The following is a 22,138-nucleotide window of genomic DNA, read 5'->3' on the forward strand; positions in this document are numbered from 1 at the left end:
CCGCACCGCCCGGTTCAGTCGTCGGTCAGCGGCAGATCGGGCAGCAGGCGCGCGGCTTCCTTGCGGGCGAATGTCTTCAGTCCCAGACCGGGGCCATCCATGAACTCGGCGGCGCGCGCGGGGTCGTGTTTGGACAGAGCGCCCAGCCAGTCGGCAATCGCCTTCTGGATGAACCAGTTGCGGTCGGGCACCAGATGTTCGGCCCAGATCAGCCCGGTTTCGCGGATGTCGTATTCCACGTCCTTGAGGTTATTCATCTTGGCAAAGGGCAGCAGCATCATCAGGCCCGCACGCCGCACCCAGTGGTTGTCGCTGACCACCCATTCCTCCAGATCGGCCACACGCGACGGGTCGGCCACCACCCGCTTTTGCCCGGCAGTCGTCACCAGATCGGTCAGCGCCCAGACGTCAAGCTCGGGCACCCACATGCAGATCACTGTCCAGGCCCGGTTGTCAGGGCGCAGGCGGGCTTGCGTGAGCAGTTTTGCGGCGGCGACGCGCGCGTCATGCACATTGGTGTTCCACAAACCTTCGGCCAGCGATACCCGCCCTTCAACCGACAGATCGGCGCGCCATTGCGCCACGTGGTCGTCGATCTGCGCCGGGGTCAGGCCCAGATAACGGCGCTCGGCTTCCGCCGGGGCCTTGTGATACTCGGCGGCCTCGGTTGCTTTGGCCGGGTCGGTCAAAGTCTCAAGAGTTTCAAGCGCCTGATAAGGGGTCATTCGACAGTCACCGATTTGGCCAGATTGCGCGGTTGGTCCACATCGGTCCCCTTGGCAATGGCGGTGTGATAGGCCAGCAATTGCGCTGGAATGGCATAGAGGATCGGGGCAAAGATCGGGTCGACGGCGGGCATGGTCAGCGTGGCCCAGGTGCCCGGACCGGCCTCGGCCACACCTGCGGCATCCGAGATCAGCAGCACCTTGCCGTGCCGCGCCATCACCTCTTGCATGTTTGACACCGTCTTGTCGAACAAAGCGTCGCGCGGGGCCAGAACGATGACCGGCACCTGCGCATCAATCAAAGCGATCGGGCCGTGCTTGAGTTCACCCGACGCATATCCTTCGGCGTGGATGTAGCTGATTTCCTTCAGCTTCAGTGCGCCTTCCAGTGCCATCGGATACATCAGGCCGCGCCCTAGAAACAGGATGTCCTGCGCGCGGGCCAGCTCTTCGGCCAGTTTGGCAATCTCGCCCGACTGGCCAAGCGCGTGGTTCATCAGCCCCGGCAGCGCGTGCAGCGCCGCCAGATGCCCGGCCAAGGCGGCTGCGTCCAGCCGTCCCCGGTCCACCCCGGCCTTCAGCGCCATCAGCGCGAGCACCATCAACTGCGAGGTGAAGGCCTTGGTCGAGGCCACCCCCACCTCGACCCCCGCCATGATCGGCAGGGTCAGGTCGGATTCGCGCGCGATGGACGAGGTGGGGACGTTGACCACCGACACCACGCGTGCCACCTTTTCCTTCGCGTAGCGCAGGGCGGCGAGGGTATCTGCCGTCTCGCCCGACTGGCTGACAAACACCGCCCATTGCTTGGGCGACAGCGGCGGTTCACGGTAGCGGAATTCCGACGCGATATCGATGTCGCAGGGCAGGCCTGCGAGGCTTTCAAACCAGTATTTCGCGACGTGGCAGGCATAGGACGCGGTGCCACAGGCCACCAGAACGATGCGGTCTACCCCGGTGAAATCCACCCCTGCAGGCAGGTGCAATGTGCCGGACCGGCTGTAATGGCGCAACCCGTCGGCCAGCACCACCGGCTGTTCGGCGATTTCCTTGGCCATGAAATGCTTGTAACCGGCCTTTTCGATCCGGGTCGCATCAATCTGGATGCGCGTCTCGGCCCGGTTGGCGCGGCGGTCGTGCTCGTCAAAGATCTCGGCGCCCTTGCGGGTGATCACCGCCCAGTCGCCTTCCTCCAGATAGGTGATGCGGTCGGTCATCGAGGCCAAAGCGATGGCGTCTGAGCCTACAAACATCTCGCCATCACCATGGCCGATGGCAAGCGGGCTGCCCTTGCGCGCGGCGATCAAGAGGTCATCTTCGCCGTCGAACAAAAAGCACAGCGCAAAGGCCCCGTGCAGGCGCTTGAGCGTCTGGCGCGCGGCTGTCGCCGGGGTGGCCCCGCCCTCCATCGCCTGATGCACCAGCAAGGCGACGGTTTCGGTATCGGTCTGGCTTTCCTGCGCATAGCCTGCCGCCGCCAGCTCTTCGCGCAGCTCGCGGAAGTTTTCGATGATGCCGTTATGCACCACAGCCACCGGCCCTGCCTTATGCGGATGCGCGTTCACCACCGTGGCCGCGCCATGGGTGGCCCAGCGGGTGTGGCCGATGCCCGCCTTGCCCGCCAGCGGTTCATGCACCAAAAGGTCCGACAGGTTCACCAGCTTGCCCACCGCGCGCCGCCGGTCCAGCCGGCCGTTGTTCACCGTAGCAATGCCCGCGGAGTCGTAGCCGCGATATTCCAGCCGCTTGAGCGCCTCGACCAGCAGGGGGGCGACTTCGTGATCACCCAGAACGCCGACAATTCCACACATGGGGTTATCCTTTGGCCTTTGCGGCCTTGATGGCGCGCAGACGCGCGAACAGTTTGGGTGCCAGCCCGGGTTTGGTCACCTGCCGCGCGCGGCCCACCGCCAGCGCCTCGGCGGGCACATTTTCGGTGATGACAGACCCCGAGGCGGTCATCGCCCCATCGCCCACGGTGACCGGGGCCACCAGCATGGTGTCAGATCCGATGAAGGCATTCCTGCCGATGCGGGTGCGGTGCTTCATCACGCCATCATAGTTGCACGTCACCGTGCCCGCGCCGATATTGGTATGCTCGCCAATGTCAGCGTCGCCGATATAGGTCAGGTGGCCGACCTTCACGCCTTCGTCCAGAATGGCGTTCTTGATCTCGACAAAGTTGCCGACATGCACATCCTCGGCCAGTTCGGCCCCGGGGCGCAGGCGGGCAAAGGGGCCGACGGTGGCACCGCGGCTGATGTGGCAGCCTTCCAGATGGCAGAAGGGTTTGATCTCGGCCCCGGATTCCACGGTGACACCGGGGCCGAAGACCACATTCGGCCCGATGATGGCATCGCGGCCCACCACGGTATCAAGGGCGAAGAACACGGTGTCCGGCGCGGTCAGGGTAACGCCGTTTTCCAGCGCCTCCGCCCGGGCGCGGATCTGAAAAGCGCGTTCGGCATCAGCCAGTTGCGCGCGGGTGTTCACGCCCAAGGTCTCATCCTCGGGGCAGATCACCACACCTGCGGACAGCCCGCGTTTGCGGGCCAGTTCGGGCAGATCGGTCAGGTAGTATTCGCCCGCCGCATTGGCATTGCCCACCTCGGCCACAAGGCTGAACATCAGCTTTGCATCGGCGCAAATGACGCCGGAATTGCAAAGCGTTATCGCGCGTTCCTCATCCGACGCATCCTTGAATTCCACAATTTTGTGCAAGGTTTCTCCATCCGCCACCAGCCGCCCATAACGGCCCGGATCGGCGGCGTGAAAGCCCAGCACCACCACCGCATGGCGCGCGCGGGCGGCCTGCATCGCCTCCAGCGTTTCGGGGCGCACGAAAGGCGTGTCGCCGTAAAGCACGATCACATCGCCGGAGGCGTCGGCCAGAAGGGGGGCGGCTTGCGCCACCGCATGGGCGGTGCCCTTCTGTTCGGCCTGCACCACGGTCAGCGCGTCTTCGTCAAAGGCCAGCGTGGCCTTTGTCACCGCGTCGGCCCCGTGCCCGGTGACCACCACCACCCGTTCGGGATCAAGCGCGCGTCCGGCCTGCATCGCATGGTGCAACAACGGGCTGCCCGCCACATGGTGCAGCACCTTTGGCAGGTCGGAATTCATCCGCGTGCCCTGACCTGCCGCCAGAATGACCAAGGATACCGGCATACTGCCCCTTTCTTTCTTGTTGTCCCCGTTTTACCCATGGGGCCCCGGGCCGCAAGGCCTGTGTTCCTCACGCAAGGTTACAGTCTATGCGCACTGTCGTATTCGATCTGGATGGCACGCTGGCCGATACCAGTGGCGATCTTCTGGCCGCCGCCAATGCCTGTTTCCAAAGGTTGGGCCATGGAGACCTGCTGGGGCCCGACGATACGCTGACGGCGTTTCATGGCGGGCGGGCGATGCTGCGCTTGGGGTTCTCTCGGCTGGGGGCGATGGATGAGGCCATGATCGACGCGCAGTATCCGGTGCTGCTGGAGGCCTACGGTCAGGCGATTGCCGTGCACACAAGGCTGTATCCGGGCGCGGTGGAGGCGGTAGAGGCGCTGCGCAGCAAGGGGTTTGCGGTGGCGATCTGCACCAACAAACCCGAAGGGCTGGCGGAAGAGCTGACCCTGCGGCTTGGCATCCGTGGGTTGTTCGGCGCGCTGATCGGGGCCGATACCTTGCCCACCCGCAAGCCCGATGCCGCGCCCTATGTCGCGGCGGTGCGGCAGGCCGGCGGCAATGTCGCGCGGTCGATGCTGATCGGCGACACTGAGACGGACCGCAACACCGGGCTTGCTGCCGGGGTGCCAGTGGCACTTGTCACCTTCGGCCCCGAAGGCCGCAGCATCGAGCGGCTTAAGCCCGAAGCGCTGCTGGACCATTTTGACGACCTGCCCGATCTTGCCGCCCGGATGCTGGGCTGACGCCTATCGCAGGAAAGCGCTGCGGCACCAGCGCGCGGTATCGTTGTATTCGGTGACCAGCTGGGCCGGTGTGCGGCTGGTCATGATCCGGTCAAACCGCTGCACCATCGCGCGGCGGCGCTGGTCTTCGGTGCCGGGCACCTGATCAAGGATCACAAGGGCTGCCCGCTGCGCCGTATCGCGGGTGTTGCGCGCAATTTCACCCATGTCATACAGCGTGGACGACACGATGAACAACATGGCCGAACAGTGCAGCGCCTGCGCTGCACGGCCGTCAATGACCAGATCGGCATGGGCCGGCCCGGACTGAACCGGAATCGCGAAAGACAGCGCCAGCAGGGTGGCGATGCAGAGGTGGCGCATGGGGGCTTCCTTTTTCCTGAACCCCACCGTGACACAGCGTCCCCCCCGCGCCAAGCCATTGACGACCCGGCGATTGCGGCACATGTTCCCCGTCATGGAACGGTTCACCGGCAGCTTCACCCAACAAGAGCCCATCCCCGAAGCGGGGATAGAGGCGGCGATGGCCATCCTGCGGCACGGGCGGCTGCACCGCTATAACACCGCGCCGGATGAAATTGCGCAAACCGCGCTCTTGGAAGAAGAATTCGCCGCCTTCACCGGCGCGCGCTATTGCCTTGCGGTGGCCTCGGGCGGTTATGCGATGGCCACGGCTTTGCGCGCCCTGCAGGTTGGCCCGGGCGCGCCGGTGCTGACCAACGCTTTCACGCTGGCCCCGGTGCCGGGGGCCATTGCCAGCATTGGCGCGCGGCCGGTGTTCATCGAGACCACACCCGATCTGACCATCGACTTCGCCCATCTGGAAGCGATGGCGCAGGCCACCGGCGCGCGGGTGCTGATGCTGTCGCACATGCGCGGGCATCTGTGCGACATGGACCGGTTGATGGCCCTGTGTGACCGTCTGGGCATGAAGGTGATCGAGGATTGCGCCCATACCATGGGGGCGGCATGGAACGGCGTGCCCTCGGGCCGGCATGGGGTGATCGGCTGCTACTCGACGCAGACCTACAAGCACATGAACTCGGGCGAGGGCGGTTTGCTGTTGACCGATGACGCCGATCTTGCGGCCCGCGCCGTGCTGCTGTCGGGCAGCTACATGCTGTATGCCCGCCACCGCGCCGCGCCGCCGGCGCAGGTGTTTGAGGGGTTGCGGCTGGAGGTGCCTAACATTTCCGGCCGGATGGACAATCTGCGCGCGGCGATCCTGCGGCCCCAGATTGCGCTGCTGCCGGACCGCGCGGCGCGGTGGCTGGCGCTGTACCGTGTTCTGGAAGACGGGCTGGACCAGACCAATGGTTTGCGCTTGATCCCGCGACCGCAAGCCGAGCAGTTTGTGCCCTCCAGCTTTCAGTTTACCCTGCCGGGGTGGGAGCCTGCGCGGGTGGCTGCGCTGATTGCTCGTTGTGCGGCAAGGGGGGTAGAGCTGAAGTGGTTCGGCGCGCCGGACCCGGTGGCCTTTACCAGCCGCTATGACCATTGGCATTACGCCGACCCCCAGCCCCTGCCGCAGACCGATGCGGTGCTGGCAGGGCTGATCGACATGCGCCTGCCGCTGACCTTTACCCCCGCGGATGCGGCACAGATCGCTCGGATCATCCGGTCAGAAGTGCAGAGTGTGGGGCAGGGGGAAATTGCCCCTGTTGCTGCGCTGCCTCTGGGCGACTGACGGCTTGTTCCCGGCGGCGAAACAGTTAGCCTTTCGATTCGCTTGCCGCAGTGCAGCAAGTATCTGGAACTGCAAGGCATGCCTTGTGCCTCGATTTACAGATGCGACGATATTCACCATGTATTGTCGCGTGTTTTCGATACCCTGTCCGTTGACCCTGCCGGGGGAGCAGAGTAAACGGGTGCGCAAGAGTGCAAGCGGGTCGCCAGCATCCGCAGCTCGCAGTCGCCAGCCGAAGGAGCATCTCGTGGACGCACTTCTCCGAGAGTATTTTCCCATTATCGTTCTGCTTGCCGTGGCTATTGGTCTGGGGCTTCTGCTGCTGCTTGCCGCAGTCGTGCTTGCGGTGCGAAATCCCGACCCTGAAAAGGTTTCGGCCTATGAGTGCGGGTTCAACGCATTCGACGATGCCCGGATGAAATTTGATGTGCGGTTTTACCTCGTGTCAATCTTGTTCATCATCTTTGATCTGGAGGTTGCGTTCCTGTTTCCCTGGGCGGTTGCCTTTGGCGAAATCAGCATGACCGCGTTCTGGTCGATGATCGTGTTCCTTGGCGTGCTGACGGTGGGCTTTGCCTATGAATGGAAGAAGGGGGCCTTGGAATGGGAGTGATGGCAGGAGCCAACACGGCGGGCGGCGACATGGAGGTTGCCACCCAGGCCCTGAACCGTGATCTGCAGGACAAGGGGTTCTTGCTGACCTCGACCGAGGATATCATCAACTGGGCCCGGACCGGGTCTTTGCACTGGATGACCTTTGGTCTGGCCTGCTGCGCCGTTGAAATGATGCACACCTCGATGCCGCGCTATGATGTGGAACGCTTCGGCGTGGCCCCGCGCGCTTCCCCGCGCCAGTCGGATGTGATGATCGTGGCGGGCACGCTGACCAATAAGATGGCCCCGGCGCTGCGCAAGGTCTATGACCAGATGCCGGAACCGCGCTATGTGATTTCCATGGGCTCGTGCGCCAATGGTGGCGGCTATTACCACTACAGCTATTCGGTGGTGCGCGGCTGTGACCGGATCGTACCGGTCGACATTTATGTCCCCGGCTGCCCGCCCACAGCCGAGGCGCTGCTGTACGGCATCCTGCAGTTGCAGCGGAAAATCCGCCGCACCGGCACCCTGACCCGCTGAGGAGGAACCAATGTCCGAAGCGCTTCGCGAACTTGCCGCCCATATCGAAACCCGCCGGCCCAATGATGTGCTGGCGTCGCATGTCGCCTTTGGCGAGCTGACGCTGGAAGTTGTCACCAGCCATATCGCCGATTTTACCGACTTTCTGCGCAACGATGCGGCCTGCCGGTTTTCGTCGCTGGTTGATATCACTGCGGTGGACCACCCCACGCGTGAGCGGCGCTTTGATGTGGTGTACCATTTTCTGTCGATGTATCAGAACCACCGCATCCGGGTGAAGATTGCCGTGGGCGAGCAGGACATGGTGCCGTCGCTGGTTGATGTGTTTCCGGCGGCAAACTGGTTCGAGCGGGAAGTGTTCGACATGTTTGGCATCCTGTTTTCCGGCCACCCCGACCTGCGCCGCATCCTGACCGACTATGGGTTTCGCGGCCACCCGCTGCGCAAGGATTTCCCGACCACCGGCTATACGGAAGTGCGCTATGACGAGGCGCAGAAACGTGTGGTCTACGAGCCGGTGAAACTGGTGCAGGAATACCGGCAGTTTGATTTCATGTCGCCATGGGAAGGCGCACAGTATGTGCTGCCCGGGGATGACAAGGCGGGGGCGAAGTGATGTTCCGCGATATTAAGGGAGCGTTCTGATGGACGGCGATATCCGCAAGAACACCTATGACGACGGCTCGACCGATTACGAGACCGGCGAACAGAAGATCCGCAATTTCAACCTGAACTTCGGCCCGCAACACCCTGCGGCGCACGGGGTTTTGCGTCTGGTGCTGGAACTGGACGGCGAGATTGTCGAACGCTGCGACCCGCACATCGGCCTGCTGCACCGTGGCACCGAAAAGCTGATGGAATCGCGGACTTACCTGCAGAACCTGCCGTATTTCGACCGGCTGGACTATGTGGCCCCGATGAATCAGGAACATGCCTGGTGTCTGGCCATCGAACGGCTGACCGGCACCGTGGTGCCGCGCCGCGCCTCGCTGATCCGGGTGCTGTACTCCGAGATTGGCCGGGTGCTGAACCACCTGCTGAACGTGACCACCCAGGCCATGGACGTGGGCGCGCTGACGCCGCCGCTCTGGGGCTTTGAAGAACGCGAAAAGCTGATGGTGTTTTATGAGCGGGCCTCTGGTGCCCGCCTGCATGCCGCCTATTTCCGCCCCGGTGGGGTGCATGTCGATCTGACCGACAAGCTGATCGAAGACATCGACCAATGGGCGGTGGAATTCCCGCGCGTGCTGGACGATATCGATACGCTGCTGACCGAAAACCGCATCTTCAAACAGCGCAATGCCGATATCGGGATTGTCACCGAGGATGATATCCTGACATGGGGCTATTCAGGCGTGATGGTGCGCGGCTCGGGTCTGGCATGGGATTTGCGGCGCAGCCAACCCTATGAATGCTATGATGAATTCGACTTCAAAATCCCGATCGGCAAGAATGGCGACTGCTATGACCGCTACCTGTGCCGCATGCAGGAAATGCGCGAGAGCACGTCTATCATCCGTCAGGCTTGCGCGAAACTACGGGTGGAAAAGGGCGATGTGCTGGCCCGCGGCAAGATCACGCCGCCCAAACGCGGTGAGATGAAAACCAGCATGGAAGCGCTGATCCATCACTTCAAACTCTACACCGAAGGCTTCCACGTGCCTGCCGGTGAGGTTTATGCGGCGGTTGAGGCCCCGAAGGGCGAATTCGGCGTCTATCTGACCGCCGATGGCACCAACAAACCCTACCGCGCCAAGATCCGCGCGCCGGGGTTTTTGCACCTGCAATCCATGGATTATATCTGCAAGGGGCATCAGTTGGCTGACGTCTCTGCCATCATCGGCACGATGGATGTCGTGTTCGGGGAGATCGACCGCTGATGCTGCGCCGCCTTCACAAAGACCAGCCTGCCTCGTTTGAATTCACGCCTGCGAACCTTGCCTGGGCGGAGGGGCAGATTTCCAAGTACCCCGAGGGGCGTCAGGCGTCGGCTATCATCCCGCTGTTGTGGCGCGCGCAGGAACAGCATGGCTGGCTGACGCGGCCTGCCATTGAGTATGTGGCGGGCATGCTGGGCATGGCCTACATCCGCGCGCTGGAAGTGGCGACGTTCTACTTCATGTTCCAGCTGCAACCCGTTGGGTCGATTGCCAATATCCAGATCTGCGGCACCACGTCGTGCATGATCTGCGGGGCAGAAGACCTGATCGCGGTGTGTCAGGAACTGATTGCCAAACAGCCGCATACCGTGTCGGCGGATGGCAAGTTTTCCTGGGAAGAGGTCGAATGTCTGGGGGCGTGTTCCAACGCGCCGATGGCCCAGATCGGCAAGGATTACTACGAGGATCTGACGCCGGAAAAACTGCGTGATCTGATTGCGCGGTTCAGCGCCGGAGAGGTTCCGGTGCCGGGGCCACAGAACGGGCGCTATGCGTCGGAACCGGTAACCGGGCTGACCAGCCTGAAAGACCATGAAGCCGGGCGCAAACCCTATAACGCAAGCGCGCAGCTGGCGGTGGACATTGGCGAGACCGTCAAGCGTATCGACGGCACCGAAGTGCCGCTGACCACGCCATGGATTGCGCGGCCCGAGGCACCGCATGGGTCCGACGCAGCCGATGATGTGCCCAGCGGACCGACGCCCGGCGCGGGGATACCCGCGGATGCCAGCGGGGTGACGGTGCAGGAGGCACCGGCGAAATCCGCCGGCAGGCCGATCTCGAAAGGTGAACCGGCCAGCACGCCGACAGAGGTTGCCGCTGCGCCAGAAACTGTCCCGTCCAAAGCGACACAAGACGGTGCCGCCCTGCAGCCCGAACCCGGGCTTGCGCCACCGCTGACCGCTGGCACCAAACCGCAGGCGCTTGAAGCTCCGCGCGGTGGCGTGGCGGATGATCTGAAGGTCATCGAAGGCATCGGCCCATCGCTGGAAAAGCTGTGCCATGAGCTTGGGGTCTTCCATTTTGACCAGATCGCCTACTGGTCCGAGGCGGACATCGCCTGGATGGACCAGAACCTGAAAGGCTTTCGTGGCCGGGTCACCCGTGACAAATGGGTGGCACAGGCAAAGATCATCGTGACCGAAGGGCTGGACGCATTCCGCATCCGGGCCCGGACCAACGATTACTGAGGATATGGCATGACCCGGCCAGATCCGGAACGCGACCGCACCACGGCCCACAAGGCCAGGCTTGTCGCCTTCGTTCTGGCCGGGACCATGCTGTTGTGGATGGGCGCGCAATTTGTGGGCGGACAGATGGGGTGGGACCCCCGCTATGTCTTTCTGTTCGATTTTGCCGCAATTGCCGCGTTCTTCTGGGCGCTGGTTGTGACGTATCAGATCTGGCGCAGTCGTCAGGGTTGAAGGAAGGGGCAAGCAATGCTCAAGGATCAGGACCGCATCTTTACCAACCTCTACGGGATGCATGACCGCAGCCTGGCGGGCGCAAAGGCGCGCGGCCATTGGGATGGCACGGCAGAGATCATCGCGCGCGGTCGCGACAAGATCATCGAGCAGATGAAGGCATCCGGTTTGCGCGGGCGCGGCGGGGCAGGGTTCCCGACCGGGCTGAAATGGTCGTTCATGCCCAAGCAGTCCGATGGTCGCCCTGCCTATCTCGTGATCAACGCCGATGAATCGGAACCCGGCACCTGCAAGGACCGCGAGATCATGCGCCATGATCCGCACACGCTGATCGAAGGTGCGCTGATCGCGGCCTTTGCGATGAATGCCAACGCCTGCTACATCTATATCCGTGGCGAATACATCCGCGAGAAAGAGGCGCTGCAGGCCGCGATTGACGAATGCTATGACGCCGGGATGCTGGGGCGCAATGCCGCGAAATCCGGCTGGGATTTCGACCTGTACCTGCACCACGGGGCCGGGGCCTATATCTGCGGCGAGGAAACAGCACTTCTGGAAAGCCTTGAGGGCAAGAAGGGCATGCCGCGGATGAAGCCGCCGTTCCCGGCGGGTGCGGGGCTTTATGGCTGCCCGACCACGGTGAACAATGTGGAGTCGATTGCCGTTGTGCCCACCATCCTGCGGCGCGGGCCCGAGTGGTTTGCGTCCTTTGGGCGGCCGAACAATGCGGGCACCAAGCTGTTCGGCATCTCGGGCCATGTGAACGCGCCTTGTGTTGTTGAGGAGTCGATGTCGATCCCGCTCAAGGAATTGCTGGAGCGGCATTGTGGTGGTGTGCGCGGCGGGTGGAAGAACCTCAAGGCCGTGATTCCCGGCGGGTCTTCGGTGCCACTGCTGAACGCGGCGCAATGCGACGATGCCATCATGGATTTCGACTGGCTGCGCGAGCAGCGGTCGGGTCTGGGCACGGCGGCGGTGATCGTGATGGATCAGTCCACCGATGTCATTAAGGCGATCTGGCGCTTGTCGAAGTTCTACAAGCATGAGTCCTGTGGCCAGTGCACGCCGTGCCGCGAAGGTACCGGCTGGATGATGCGGGTGATGGACCGTCTGGTGCGCGGCGAGGCCGAGGTCGAGGAGATCGACATGCTGATTTCCGTGACCAAGCAGGTTGAGGGGCATACGATCTGTGCTTTGGGTGACGCCGCTGCATGGCCGATCCAAGGTCTTGTGCGGGCGTTCCGCGATGAGATCGAAGACCGGATCAAGGCCAAGAAAACCGGGCGCATCAGCGCCGTCGCTGCGGAGTGATGCGGATGGCCGCAGCCCTTTCCCTGACGCTGGCGCTTGGTGCCTGCGTGCAGCCGGCCCCGCAAGGGGCCGGTCAGGGTGTGGCTGCGCCGTCGTCTGCCCCCTTGCGGGTGACCAACAATGGCCAACCTTTCGGGATGCATGAAGGCGCCGCCGCGCGCCGGGTGGCCGAGGCCACCTGTACGGCCGAAGGGCGCCGTCTGCGCCCCGGCATCTATGACCGGTTCGAGGCGGGCGCTTGGGTCTATGTCGGGGGGTGCGCCTGATGCGGTATCCGATAGCGTCCCACTTCGGCGTGATGGCACGGCCTTGTCATCGCCTATCAGCTGCCGCAGCGCCTATCTCCTTGGCATGGAATGCCAAGGAGGCCCTGATGAAACTGATCCCGATGACGATTGCCGCCCTGATGCTGGCCGCACCTGCCTTTGCGCTGGTGCCGATCAATCAGGAAAAGACCATCAACGACACGCTGCGCAGTGGGTTCATTGCCGACGCGATTGCCGACAATTGCCCGACGCTGCAACCGCGCCGGTTGCGCGCACTGAATGAGCTGTTGAAGCTGCGCGAGTATGCCTTGTCGCAGGGCTATAGCGCGACCGAGGTCCGCGCCTTTGTCGAAGACAAGACGGAAAAGGCGCGCGGCAAGGCCGAGGCGGCGACCTGGCTGGCCAGCAAGGGCGCTGTTCCGGGCAAGACGGACGCCTATTGCGCGGCGGGCGAGGCCGAGATTGCACGCGGCAGCCTTGTCGGCGCATTGCTGAGGTCAACCAGATGACCGGGGCAGAGAGATTCCGCCGGGCGCAGTGCCCGGCACAGAACACGGCGCTTGGGTGGGTGATCCACCCCGGTGTCACGATGGCTGCGGAGTAAGCAGATGACGAACCTGAAAAAGATCAGCATTGACGGCATCGAGGTCGAGGTGGATGGCGCGATGACCATCATCCAGGCGGCCGAGGTGGCAGGCGTGGAAATTCCGCGTTTCTGCTATCACGAACGTCTGACGATTGCGGGCAACTGCCGAATGTGTCTGGTCGAGGTTGTGGGCGGCCCGCCGAAACCGGCGGCCAGCTGCGCGATGCAGGTGCGCGACCTGCGCCCCGGCCCGAATGGCGAAACGCCGGTGGTGAAAACCAACAGCCCCATGGTCAAGAAAGCCCGCGAGGGCGTGATGGAATTTTTGCTGATCAACCACCCGCTGGATTGCCCGATCTGCGATCAGGGCGGCGAGTGTGATCTGCAGGATCAGGCCATGGCCTACGGCGTCGATTTCAGCCGCTACCGCGAGCCGAAGCGGGCGTCCGAGGATCTGAATCTTGGCCCGCTGGTCGCCACCACGATGACCCGTTGCATTTCCTGCACCCGCTGCGTGCGCTTTACGTCCGAAGTCGCGGGCATCACCCAGATGGGCCAGACCGGTCGGGGCGAGGATTCCGAGATCACCAGCTATCTGAACGAGACGCTGAACAGCAATCTGCAGGGCAATATCATTGACCTGTGCCCGGTTGGCGCGCTGACCTCGAAACCCTATGCGTTTACCGCCCGCCCGTGGGAGCTGACCAAGACGGAATCCATCGACGTGATGGATGCGCTTGGCAGCAACATCCGGATCGACACCAAGGGGCGCGAAGTGATGCGCATCCTGCCCCGCAACCATGACGGCGTGAATGAGGAGTGGATTTCCGACAAGACCCGCTTCATCTGGGACGGGCTTCGCCGCCAGCGGCTGGACACGCCTTATATCCGTGAAAACGGGCGCTTGCGCAAAGCGGGCTGGGGTGAGGCGCTGGCCGCTGCTGCCGCTGCGATGAAGGGCCGCAAGGTAGCAGCGATTGTCGGCGATCTGGCCCCGGTGGAGGCTGTGTTCAGCCTCAAGCACCTGGTCGAGGGTCTGGGTGGCCGCATTGAATGCCGTACAGATGGCGCGAAGCTGCCCTCGGGCAACCGTTCGGCCTATGTCGGCACGGCGGCGATTGAAGACATCGACACGGCGAAGGCGATCATCCTGATCGGCACCAATCCGCGTGACGAGGCGCCGGTGCTGAACGCCCGCATCCGCAAGGCATGGAGTGCCGGGGCCGATGTGACGCTGATCGGTGCGGCGGTCGATCTGACCTATGATTATGCCCATGCCGGTGATGACCGGGCCGCGCTGGTCAAGGCGGCGTCTGAGGCAGAGCAAACCGAAGGCGCAGTGGTGATCGTGGGGCAGGACGCCCTGAACGAGGCCGACGGTGAAGCGGTCCTGTCGCAGGCCATGAAGCTGGCAGAGGCGATGGGGGCCAAACTACTGGTGCTGCACACCGCTGCGGCCCGGGTTGGCGCGATGGATGTGAATGCGGTCACCGATGGCGGCATGAGTGCGGCTTTGGACGGCGCGCAGGTCGTTTACAACCTTGGCGCGGATGAGGTGGAAATCAAAGCCGGGCCTTTTGTGATCTATCAGGGCAGCCATGGCGACCGGGGGGCGCATCGTGCCGACCTGATCCTGCCGGGGGCTGCCTACACCGAAGAGGGCGGGCTGTTCGTCAACACCGAAGGCCGCCCGCAACTGGCGCTGCGCGCCGGGTTTGCGCCGGGCGAGGCCAAGGAAAACTGGGCGATCCTGCGGGCGCTGTCGGCAGAGCTGGGGGCGACCCAGCCATGGGACTCGCTGGCCGGATTGCGCCGGGCGCTGGTGGCGGCGCATCCGCATCTGGGGCAGGTCGATCAGGTTGCCGACAATGGCTGGACGCGCATTCCGCTGCGCGACCCGGCAAAGGCCAGCTTCCGCCTGCCGGTGCAGGATTTCTACCTGACCAACCCGATTGCGCGGTCATCGCAGGTGATGGCGGAAATGTCCGCGCTTGCCAAATCCCGCACTGAAACCCCGTTGGCAGCAGAGTAGACGATGCTCCACACGCCCATCCTTGCCAGCCTGACAGCCGCTTTTGTGGCCCTGTCGGCTTGTGCCGGGACCGCTCCCGTGGCACAGGGCGGCAGCAATCCCTCTTACCAGGGCATTCAGACCGTGCTGCTACAGGATGACATGGTCAGCTTTCGCGTCGCCCTGCAGGGCGCGCGCGGGAATGACGATGTCGAGGCTTATGGCCGCTGTGCCGCTGCACAATATGCGCTGATCCGCGGGTACGGCTTTGCGCGCCATGTGCGCACCACGGTGGCGCAGAGCGGAGAGATATGGCGGGGGGACGCGGTCTATCTGATCTCGGCCGCGCTGCCACCCGGGCTGAAAACGATCGATGCCGAAGTCGCGGTGCGCGATTGCGGGGCGCTCGGGATACCGACGATTTGAAGATGAGAGGCTGAGAATGTCTGACTTTCTGACAACGCCAATGGGCACGTTGGTTCTGATCGCGGCGCAAAGCCTGCTGATCGTGGGCTTCGTGATGATCAGCCTGTTGTTTCTGGTCTACGGCGACCGCAAGATCTGGGCCGCGGTCCAGATGCGACGCGGCCCCAACGTGGTGGGGGCCTTTGGCCTGCTGCAATCGGTGGCCGACGCGCTGAAATATGTGGTCAAAGAAATCGTGGTGCCGGCAGGGGCCGACCGCCCGGTGTTTTTCCTGGCACCCATGCTGTCCTTCGTGCTGGCGATTTTGGCGTGGTCCGTGATCCCGTTCAATGATGGCTGGATTCTGGCCGACATCAACGTGGCGATCCTGTTTGTCTTCGCGGTGTCGTCGCTGGAGGTGTACGGCGTGATCATGGGGGGCTGGGCGTCCAACTCCAAATATCCGTTCCTCGGGTCTTTGCGGTCGGCAGCGCAGATGATTTCCTACGAGGTGTCGCTGGGCCTGATCATCATTGGCATCATCATCTCGACGGGTTCGATGAACTTTTCGGCCATCGTTGCCGCGCAGGACGGGGCTTACGGGCTGTTTTCGTGGTACTGGCTGCCGCATCTGCCGATGGTTGTTTTGTTCTTCATCTCGGCCTTGGCCGAAACCAACCGCCCGCCGTTCGATTTGCCAGAGGCAGAGTCGGAACTGGTGGCCGGGTTCATGGTGGAATATTCCTCGACGCCCTACCTGTTGTTCATGGCCGGTGAATACATCGCCATCTTCCTGATGTGCGCGCTGATGAGCCTGCTGTTTTTCGGCGGCTGGCTGTCGCCCATTCCGGGGTTGCCTGATGGCTTCTTCTGGATGTTCATCAAGATGGCGTTCTTCTTCTTCCTGTTCGCCATGGTGAAAGCCATCGTGCCGCGCTATCGCTACGACCAGCTGATGCGGATCGGCTGGAAGGTGTTCCTGCCGCTGTCGCTAGGGTGGGTCGTGCTGGTGGCCTTCCTTGCAAAATTCGAAGTATTGGGCGGCGCCTGGGCCCGCTGGACGATTGGGGGCTGAGAATGGCAAACATCGACTGGAACCGCGCGACCCGGTATTTCCTGCTGCAGGATTTTCTCAAGGGGTTTGCTTTGGGGATGAAGTACTTTTTCGCGCCGAAAATGACTCTGAACTATCCGCATGAAAAGGGGCCGCTGTCGCCCCGCTTCCGTGGCGAACACGCGCTGCGCCGCTATCCGAATGGTGAGGAACGCTGCATCGCCTGCAAGCTGTGCGAGGCGGTGTGTCCCGCGCAGGCCATCACCATCGACGCCGAGCCGCGTGAAGACGGCAGCCGCCGCACCACGCGCTATGACATCGACATGACCAAATGCATCTATTGCGGTTTCTGTCAGGAAGCCTGTCCGGTGGATGCCATTGTCGAAGGCCCGAATTTCGAATTCAGCACCGAAACCCGTGAGGAGCTGTTCTACGACAAGGAAAAGCTGCTTGATAACGGCGCGCGTTGGGAGTCGGAGATTGCCCGCAATCTCGAACTCGACGCGCCCTACAGGTGATCGCCATGACCGAAGCCTACACCAAGATGCTGCAACAGATGATGGAGCAGGGGCAGAAGATGGCAAGCGCCTTCATGCCCGGCATGGACACCATCGACCCCAAGGCCTTTGAAAAACTGTTCCCGGCGATGCCGAAGGAACTGCTGGAAATGTGGTTCGGCAAGACCTTCAACCCCGAAGGTCTGGACGCCCGCACCCGGTTTCTGGTGACCATTGCCGCCCAGACCGTGCTTGGCCCGATCGGCGAGCCGCAATTGCGGATGACCATCAAGAACGGCCTCGCCGCCGGGGCCAAACAGCGCGAGATCGCGGAAGTGATCTGGCAGATGAGCATGTTCGGTGGGTTGCCCGCCACGCAAAAGGCGCTGGAAATTGCCCAGAGCGTCTTTGCCGAGACCGAGGAGAGTGACACATGACTGTCGCGGATTACGCCTTTTATGCCTTTGCCATCGTTGTGGTGGCGGCGGGGCTGATGGTGACCATCAGCCGGAACCCGGTGCATTCGGTGCTGTGGCTGATCCTGGCCTTTCTGTCGTCAGCCGGGCTGTTCGTGCTGCTGGGGGCGGAGTTTGTGGCGATGCTGCTGATCATCGTCTATGTCGGCGCGGTGGCGGTGCTGTTCCTGTTCGTGGTGATGATGCTCGACATCGACTTTGCAGCACTCAAGGGCGAAATCGCGCGATATATGCCGCTGGGTCTGCTGATCGGCGTGGTGCTTTTGATGCAATTGTCGCTGGGCATCGGGGCCTGGGTGCAGGCTGAAGGCGCTTTGGGGCTGCGGCAGGCGGTTGCGCCTGCGATGGAGCAGGTGGAAAACACCCGCGCGCTGGGGCTGCTGATCTATGACAAGTACCTGCTGCTGTTCCAGTTGTCGGGGTTGATCCTGCTGGTTGCGATGATCGGGGCCATCCTGCTGACGCTGCGTCACCGCAAGGACGTGAAACGCCAGAACGTGCTGCACCAGATGTGGCGCGATCCGGCAGTGGCGATGGAGCTGAAAGATGTGAAGCCGGGGCAGGGCCTATAAGGGCGCTGTGCCGGGGCTGGTGGGGGCACAGCACCCACCCTACGGAACGATAAAACGGGCGCGAAAGTCGCCTACGAGGGAACGGAACATGGTTGGTCTGGAACATTACCTGACAGTCGCGGCGGCTTTGTTCGTCATCGGCATCTTCGGCATCTTCCTCAACCGGAAGAATGTGATCGTCATCCTGATGTCGATCGAACTGATGCTGCTGGCGGTTAACATCAACATGGTCGCGTTTTCAAGCTATCTGGGCGATCTGGTGGGGCAGATTTTCACCATGTTCATCCTGACCGTGGCGGCGGCCGAGGCGGCGATTGGCCTTGCGATCCTGGTGGTGTTCTTCCGAAACCGCGGAACGATCGACGTCGAAGACGTCAACGTGATGAAAGGCTGACCCCATGGCAACGATCATCCTTCTTGCGCCCTTGGTCGGCGCGCTGATCTGCGGCTTTGGCTGGCGCATCATCGGCGAACGGGCCGGGCAGATCATCGCCACGGCGCTGGTGTTTCTGGCGGCTTTCCTGTCCTGGATCATCTTCCTGACCTTTGATGGCGAGATGTACCGCGTGGTGCTGCTGCGCTGGATTGAATCCGGGTCTTTGGGCAGCGAATGGGCCATCCGGGTGGACCGGCTGACCGCGATCATGCTGGTTGTGGTGAACTCGGTTTCGGCCCTCGTGCACCTCTATTCCTTCGGCTACATGGCGCATGACGACAACTGGACCGAGCGTGAGCATTACCGGGCGCGGTTTTTTGCGTATCTCTCGTTCTTCACCTTTGCCATGCTGATGCTGGTGACATCTGACAACCTTGTGCAGATGTTCTTCGGTTGGGAAGGTGTGGGCGTGGCCTCTTACCTGCTGATCGGGTTCTACTACAAAAAACCGAGCGCGAATGCCGCTGCCATCAAGGCCTTTGTGGTCAACCGCGTCGGTGACTTCGGATTTGCCCTTGGTATCATGGCGCTGTTCTTCCTGACCGACTCGGTCCGTTTTGATGAGGTGTTTGCTGCGGCTCCGGCCCTTGCAGACACCAGCATCCGGTTTCTCTGGGCCGACTGGAATGCGGCGAACCTGATCGGGGTGTTGCTGTTCATCGGTGCCATGGGCAAGTCGGCGCAGCTTTTCCTGCACACCTGGCTGCCCGACGCGATGGAAGGCCCGACCCCGGTGTCGGCGCTGATCCACGCGGCGACCATGGTGACGGCGGGGGTGTTTCTGGTCTGCCGCATGTCGCCGGTGTACGAATATGCGCCAAGCGCCATGGTGATGATCACCGTTCTGGGGGCTGCGACCGCCTTTGTCGCGGCCACGATTGGCCTTGTGCAGAACGATATCAAGCGCGTGATCGCCTATTCGACGATGTCGCAGTTGGGCTACATGTTTGTGGCCGCTGGCGTGGGCGTCTACTCGGTGGCGATGTTCCACCTGTTCACCCATGCATTTTTCAAAGCGATGCTGTTCCTTGGGGCCGGGTCCGTGATCCATGCCACGCATCATGAACAGGACATGCGCAACTACGGCGGCCTGCGCAAAAAGATTCCCTATACCTTTGCGGCGATGATGATCGGCACGCTGGCGATCACCGGCGTGGGCATTCCGCTGACCCACATCGGCTTTGCCGGTTTCCTGTCCAAGGATGCGGTGATCGAGTCTGCCTTTGTCGGCAATCAGGGTGCGTTCTGGCTGCTGGTGGTTGCTGCGGGGATGACCAGTTTCTATTCCTGGCGGCTGATGTTCCTGACGTTCTATGGCACCAACCGCGCAGGAACGGTGGGGCATGGCCACGGTCACGGTCACGGCCATGATGACCACCACCACGAACCGCATGAAAGCCCGACCATCATGCTGATCCCGCTGGGGGTTCTGGCGCTTGGTGCGGCGTTTTCGGGGATGATCTGGTACAGCGTGTTCTTCGGCGACGAAGACAAGGTGCGCGACTGGTTCGGGATGGACGCGGCGCATCATCAGGCGGAAGAGCCCGCCGTTGCCCCGGTTGCGGGTACGGCTGCCCCGGCCCCGGTACAGGGCGCTGGTGTTGCCACTGAAGCCGCACCGTCCGAGGGCGCTGTGATTGCGACCGACGCCGCCCCGGCAGAGGACATCCATGTCGCCCGCGTCGCGCCAAAAGGTGCCATCTTTATCGGCCCGGAAAACACCGTTCTGCATGATGCGCATTATGTGCCGAAATGGGTGAAGGTCAGTCCCTTCATCGCCATGGTCCTGGGCTTTGCCTTGTCCTGGCTGTTCTACATCAAGAACCCGTCACTGCCCGGCCGTCTGGCTGCCAACCAGCGCCCGCTGTACCTGTTCTTGCTGAACAAATGGTACTTTGACGAGCTTTATGACTGGGTCTTCGTGCGTCCCGCCAAATGGCTGGGGGGCTTCCTGTGGAAGCGCGGCGATGGTGCGGTAATTGACGGGTCGATCAACGGCGTGGCGATGGGGCTGATCCCCATGCTGACCCGCCTCGCCGGTCGGGCGCAGTCCGGCTATGTGTTTCACTATGCCTTCGCCATGGTGCTCGGGGTTGTCGCCCTGATCAGCTGGCTCACGCTGTCTGGCGCGCAGTAAGGGGGCGAAAGAGAACTTATGGACAACCTGCTTTCCATCATCACCTTCATCCCCGCAGTGGCCGCCGTCATCATGGCGTTGTTCCTGCGCGGTGATGACGCTGCTGCGCAACAGAATGCCAAATGGCTGGCCCTGCTGGCCACGGCAGCCACCTTCCTTGTGTCGCTGTTTCTTCTGGCCGGGTTTGACCCTGCCAATACCGGCATGCAGTTTGTCGAGGAATACGACTGGATCCTTGGCCTGCAATACAAGATGGGCGTCGACGGCATCTCGGTGCTGTTCGTGATGCTGACGACGTTCCTGATGCCGATCACCATCGCGTCGTGCTGGACCGTGCAAACCCGCGTCAAGGAATACATGATCGCTTTCCTGATGCTGGAAACCCTGATGCTGGGGGTGTTCTGCGCGCTGGATCTGGTGCTGTTCTACCTGTTCTTCGAGGCGGGTCTGATCCCGATGTTCCTGATCATCGGCATCTGGGGTGGCAAGGAACGCATCTATGCCGCGTTCAAGTTCTTCCTGTACACCTTCCTCGGCTCGGTGCTGATGCTGGTGGCGATGATCGCCATGTATTGGGATGCGGGCACGACCGATATTCCAACACTGCTGACCCACAACTTCACGTCAGAGACGTTCAGCCTGTTCGGCATCCCCATCATCGGCGGTCTGCAGACCATGCTGTTTCTGGCGTTCTTTGCCAGCTTTGCCGTCAAGATGCCGATGTGGCCGGTGCACACCTGGCTGCCCGACGCCCATGTGCAGGCACCGACCGCCGGGTCGGTGGTGCTGGCGGCGATCCTGCTGAAAATGGGGGGCTATGGCTTCTTGCGGTTTTCGCTGCCGATGTTCCCGGTTGGGTCGGATGTGATGGCGCCGCTGGTGCTGTGGATGTCGGCCATTGCCATTGTTTACACCTCTCTGGTGGCGCTTGCGCAGTCTGACATGAAAAAGCTGATCGCCTATTCGTCGGTGGCCCACATGGGCTATGTGACGATGGGGATCTTTGCCGCCAATCAGCAGGGCATTGACGGCGCGATCTTCCAGATGATCAGCCACGGTTTCATCTCGGGTGCGCTGTTCTTGTGCGTCGGCGTGATTTATGACCGGATGCACACGCGTGAGATTGACGCCTACGGCGGGCTGGTCAACAAGATGCCGGCCTATGCGATGATCTTCATGTTCTTCACCATGGCCAACGTGGGCCTGCCGGGCACGAGTGGTTTCGTCGGCGAATTCCTGGTGCTGGTGGGGATCTTCCAGGTCAACACCTGGGTCGCCGCCGTTGCCACCTCTGGCGTGATCCTGTCGGCGGCCTATGCGCTGTGGCTCTATCGCCGCGTCGTGATGGGAGAGCTGATCAAAGAGGCGCTCAAGTCGATCACCGACATGACCCGCCGCGAAAAGGCGATCTTTGCGCCGCTGGTGGTGATGACCCTGCTTCTTGGCATCTACCCGGCACTGGTCACCGATATTATCGGCCCCAGCGTCTCTGCCCTTGTGACCGATTATCAGGCCGCGATCCCCGCTTCGGGTGCATCGCAGCTTGCGCAGCAGTGAAGGAGC

Annotated in this window: 24 protein-coding genes; 20 read left to right on the forward strand and 4 right to left on the reverse strand. The window is 62.4% G+C overall.

The features are described from left to right. Nucleotides 1-14: 14 nt before the first annotated feature. The 3 genes from EEB11_RS15280 to glmU are packed head-to-tail and all read right to left on the reverse strand — an operon-like array spanning nt 15 to nt 3,890. Entirely contained in the window at nt 15-725 is a 711-nt protein-coding gene (locus tag EEB11_RS15280) for a DNA alkylation repair protein (RefSeq protein ID WP_135432777.1), read from the reverse strand. After that, on the reverse strand, nt 722-2,536 hold the full coding sequence (gene glmS, locus EEB11_RS15285; RefSeq protein ID WP_135432778.1) for a glutamine--fructose-6-phosphate transaminase (isomerizing): 1,815 nt from the start codon (nt 2,534-2,536) through the stop codon (nt 722-724). The genes EEB11_RS15280 and glmS overlap by 4 nt, the downstream gene beginning before the upstream one ends. Nucleotides 2,537-2,540: 4 nt before the next feature. After that, nucleotides 2,541-3,890, reverse strand: a complete 1,350-nt coding sequence (gene glmU / locus EEB11_RS15290; protein ID WP_135432780.1) for a bifunctional UDP-N-acetylglucosamine diphosphorylase/glucosamine-1-phosphate N-acetyltransferase GlmU — start codon at nt 3,888-3,890, stop codon at nt 2,541-2,543. Nucleotides 3,891-3,976: 86 nt separating this feature from the next. On the opposite strand from glmU, the gene EEB11_RS15295 reads away from it, so the two are divergent. Next, nucleotides 3,977-4,636: an HAD family hydrolase gene (locus tag EEB11_RS15295; RefSeq protein WP_135432782.1), complete on the forward strand. Its 660-nt coding sequence runs from the start codon at nt 3,977-3,979 to the stop codon at nt 4,634-4,636. A gap of 3 nt (nt 4,637-4,639) precedes the next feature. Here EEB11_RS15295 and EEB11_RS15300 read toward each other — a convergent pair whose 3' ends face one another. Then, the gene (locus tag EEB11_RS15300; RefSeq protein ID WP_135432784.1) at nt 4,640-4,999 is read right to left on the reverse strand and encodes a hypothetical protein; all 360 of its coding nucleotides are present in this window, start codon (nt 4,997-4,999) and stop codon (nt 4,640-4,642) included. A 94-nt stretch (nt 5,000-5,093) separates the two neighbouring features. Between EEB11_RS15300 and EEB11_RS15305 the strand changes: the two genes are divergently transcribed. The 19 genes from EEB11_RS15305 to EEB11_RS15395 all read left to right on the forward strand — a co-directional run bounded on the left by EEB11_RS15305 (nt 5,094) and on the right by EEB11_RS15395 (nt 22,132). After that, nucleotides 5,094-6,323 (forward strand): DegT/DnrJ/EryC1/StrS family aminotransferase, encoded by a 1,230-nt coding sequence (locus EEB11_RS15305; protein WP_135432892.1) that lies wholly within the window; start codon nt 5,094-5,096, stop codon nt 6,321-6,323. A gap of 247 nt (nt 6,324-6,570) precedes the next feature. Continuing rightward, nucleotides 6,571-6,936, forward strand: coding sequence for an NADH-quinone oxidoreductase subunit A (locus EEB11_RS15310; RefSeq protein ID WP_135432786.1), 366 nt, complete (start codon nt 6,571-6,573; stop codon nt 6,934-6,936). Beyond that, on the forward strand, nt 6,936-7,460 hold the full coding sequence (locus EEB11_RS15315) for a NuoB/complex I 20 kDa subunit family protein (RefSeq protein WP_167852766.1): 525 nt from the start codon (nt 6,936-6,938) through the stop codon (nt 7,458-7,460). Before EEB11_RS15310 ends, EEB11_RS15315 begins: the two co-directional genes overlap by 1 nt. A 10-nt stretch (nt 7,461-7,470) precedes the next feature. Further along, complete coding sequence (locus EEB11_RS15320) at nt 7,471-8,076, forward strand: NADH-quinone oxidoreductase subunit C (protein ID WP_135432788.1); 606 nt, start codon at nt 7,471-7,473, stop codon at nt 8,074-8,076. 28 nt (nt 8,077-8,104) lie between these two features. Next, nucleotides 8,105-9,340: an NADH-quinone oxidoreductase subunit D gene (locus tag EEB11_RS15325; RefSeq protein WP_135432790.1), complete on the forward strand. Its 1,236-nt coding sequence runs from the start codon at nt 8,105-8,107 to the stop codon at nt 9,338-9,340. Next, nucleotides 9,340-10,590: an NADH-quinone oxidoreductase subunit E gene (locus EEB11_RS15330; protein ID WP_135432792.1), complete on the forward strand. Its 1,251-nt coding sequence runs from the start codon at nt 9,340-9,342 to the stop codon at nt 10,588-10,590. The genes EEB11_RS15325 and EEB11_RS15330 overlap by 1 nt, the downstream gene beginning before the upstream one ends. Before the next feature lie 9 nt (nt 10,591-10,599). After that, nucleotides 10,600-10,824 (forward strand): DUF5337 domain-containing protein, encoded by a 225-nt coding sequence (locus tag EEB11_RS15335; RefSeq protein WP_135432794.1) that lies wholly within the window; start codon nt 10,600-10,602, stop codon nt 10,822-10,824. A gap of 15 nt (nt 10,825-10,839) precedes the next feature. Continuing rightward, complete coding sequence (nuoF, locus tag EEB11_RS15340; protein ID WP_135432796.1) at nt 10,840-12,135, forward strand: NADH-quinone oxidoreductase subunit NuoF; 1,296 nt, start codon at nt 10,840-10,842, stop codon at nt 12,133-12,135. 5 nt (nt 12,136-12,140) lie between these two features. Further along, complete coding sequence (locus tag EEB11_RS15345; RefSeq protein ID WP_135432798.1) at nt 12,141-12,401, forward strand: hypothetical protein; 261 nt, start codon at nt 12,141-12,143, stop codon at nt 12,399-12,401. A 107-nt stretch (nt 12,402-12,508) separates the two neighbouring features. Then, nucleotides 12,509-12,910, forward strand: a complete 402-nt coding sequence (locus EEB11_RS15350; protein WP_135432800.1) for a DUF5333 domain-containing protein — start codon at nt 12,509-12,511, stop codon at nt 12,908-12,910. Nucleotides 12,911-13,009: 99 nt separating this feature from the next. Continuing rightward, on the forward strand, nt 13,010-15,019 hold the full coding sequence (gene nuoG / locus EEB11_RS15355; RefSeq protein WP_135432802.1) for an NADH-quinone oxidoreductase subunit NuoG: 2,010 nt from the start codon (nt 13,010-13,012) through the stop codon (nt 15,017-15,019). A gap of 3 nt (nt 15,020-15,022) precedes the next feature. Beyond that, a complete protein-coding gene (locus tag EEB11_RS15360) occupies nt 15,023-15,424 on the forward strand; it encodes a YNQ4 family lipoprotein (protein WP_135432804.1) in 402 nt (133 codons plus the stop codon). A 16-nt stretch (nt 15,425-15,440) separates the two neighbouring features. After that, a complete protein-coding gene (gene nuoH / locus EEB11_RS15365; protein WP_135432806.1) occupies nt 15,441-16,478 on the forward strand; it encodes an NADH-quinone oxidoreductase subunit NuoH in 1,038 nt (345 codons plus the stop codon). 2 nt (nt 16,479-16,480) lie between these two features. After that, nucleotides 16,481-16,975 (forward strand): NADH-quinone oxidoreductase subunit NuoI, encoded by a 495-nt coding sequence (gene nuoI, locus EEB11_RS15370; protein WP_135432808.1) that lies wholly within the window; start codon nt 16,481-16,483, stop codon nt 16,973-16,975. Between the two features lie 5 nt (nt 16,976-16,980). Beyond that, a complete protein-coding gene (locus EEB11_RS15375; protein WP_135432810.1) occupies nt 16,981-17,391 on the forward strand; it encodes a carboxymuconolactone decarboxylase family protein in 411 nt (136 codons plus the stop codon). Beyond that, nucleotides 17,388-18,002, forward strand: a complete 615-nt coding sequence (locus tag EEB11_RS15380; RefSeq protein WP_135432812.1) for an NADH-quinone oxidoreductase subunit J — start codon at nt 17,388-17,390, stop codon at nt 18,000-18,002. The genes EEB11_RS15375 and EEB11_RS15380 overlap by 4 nt, the downstream gene beginning before the upstream one ends. A gap of 88 nt (nt 18,003-18,090) precedes the next feature. Next, the gene (gene nuoK / locus EEB11_RS15385; RefSeq protein WP_135432814.1) at nt 18,091-18,396 is read left to right on the forward strand and encodes an NADH-quinone oxidoreductase subunit NuoK; all 306 of its coding nucleotides are present in this window, start codon (nt 18,091-18,093) and stop codon (nt 18,394-18,396) included. Nucleotides 18,397-18,400: 4 nt separating this feature from the next. Continuing rightward, nucleotides 18,401-20,575: an NADH-quinone oxidoreductase subunit L gene (gene nuoL, locus EEB11_RS15390; RefSeq protein WP_135432816.1), complete on the forward strand. Its 2,175-nt coding sequence runs from the start codon at nt 18,401-18,403 to the stop codon at nt 20,573-20,575. Between the two features lie 18 nt (nt 20,576-20,593). Further along, the gene (locus EEB11_RS15395) at nt 20,594-22,132 is read left to right on the forward strand and encodes an NADH-quinone oxidoreductase subunit M (protein ID WP_135432818.1); all 1,539 of its coding nucleotides are present in this window, start codon (nt 20,594-20,596) and stop codon (nt 22,130-22,132) included. Nucleotides 22,133-22,138: the final 6 nt, after the last annotated feature.

Source organism: Pseudotabrizicola sediminis, from assembly GCF_004745575.1.
Lineage (GTDB): Bacteria > Pseudomonadota > Alphaproteobacteria > Rhodobacterales > Rhodobacteraceae > Pseudotabrizicola > Pseudotabrizicola sediminis.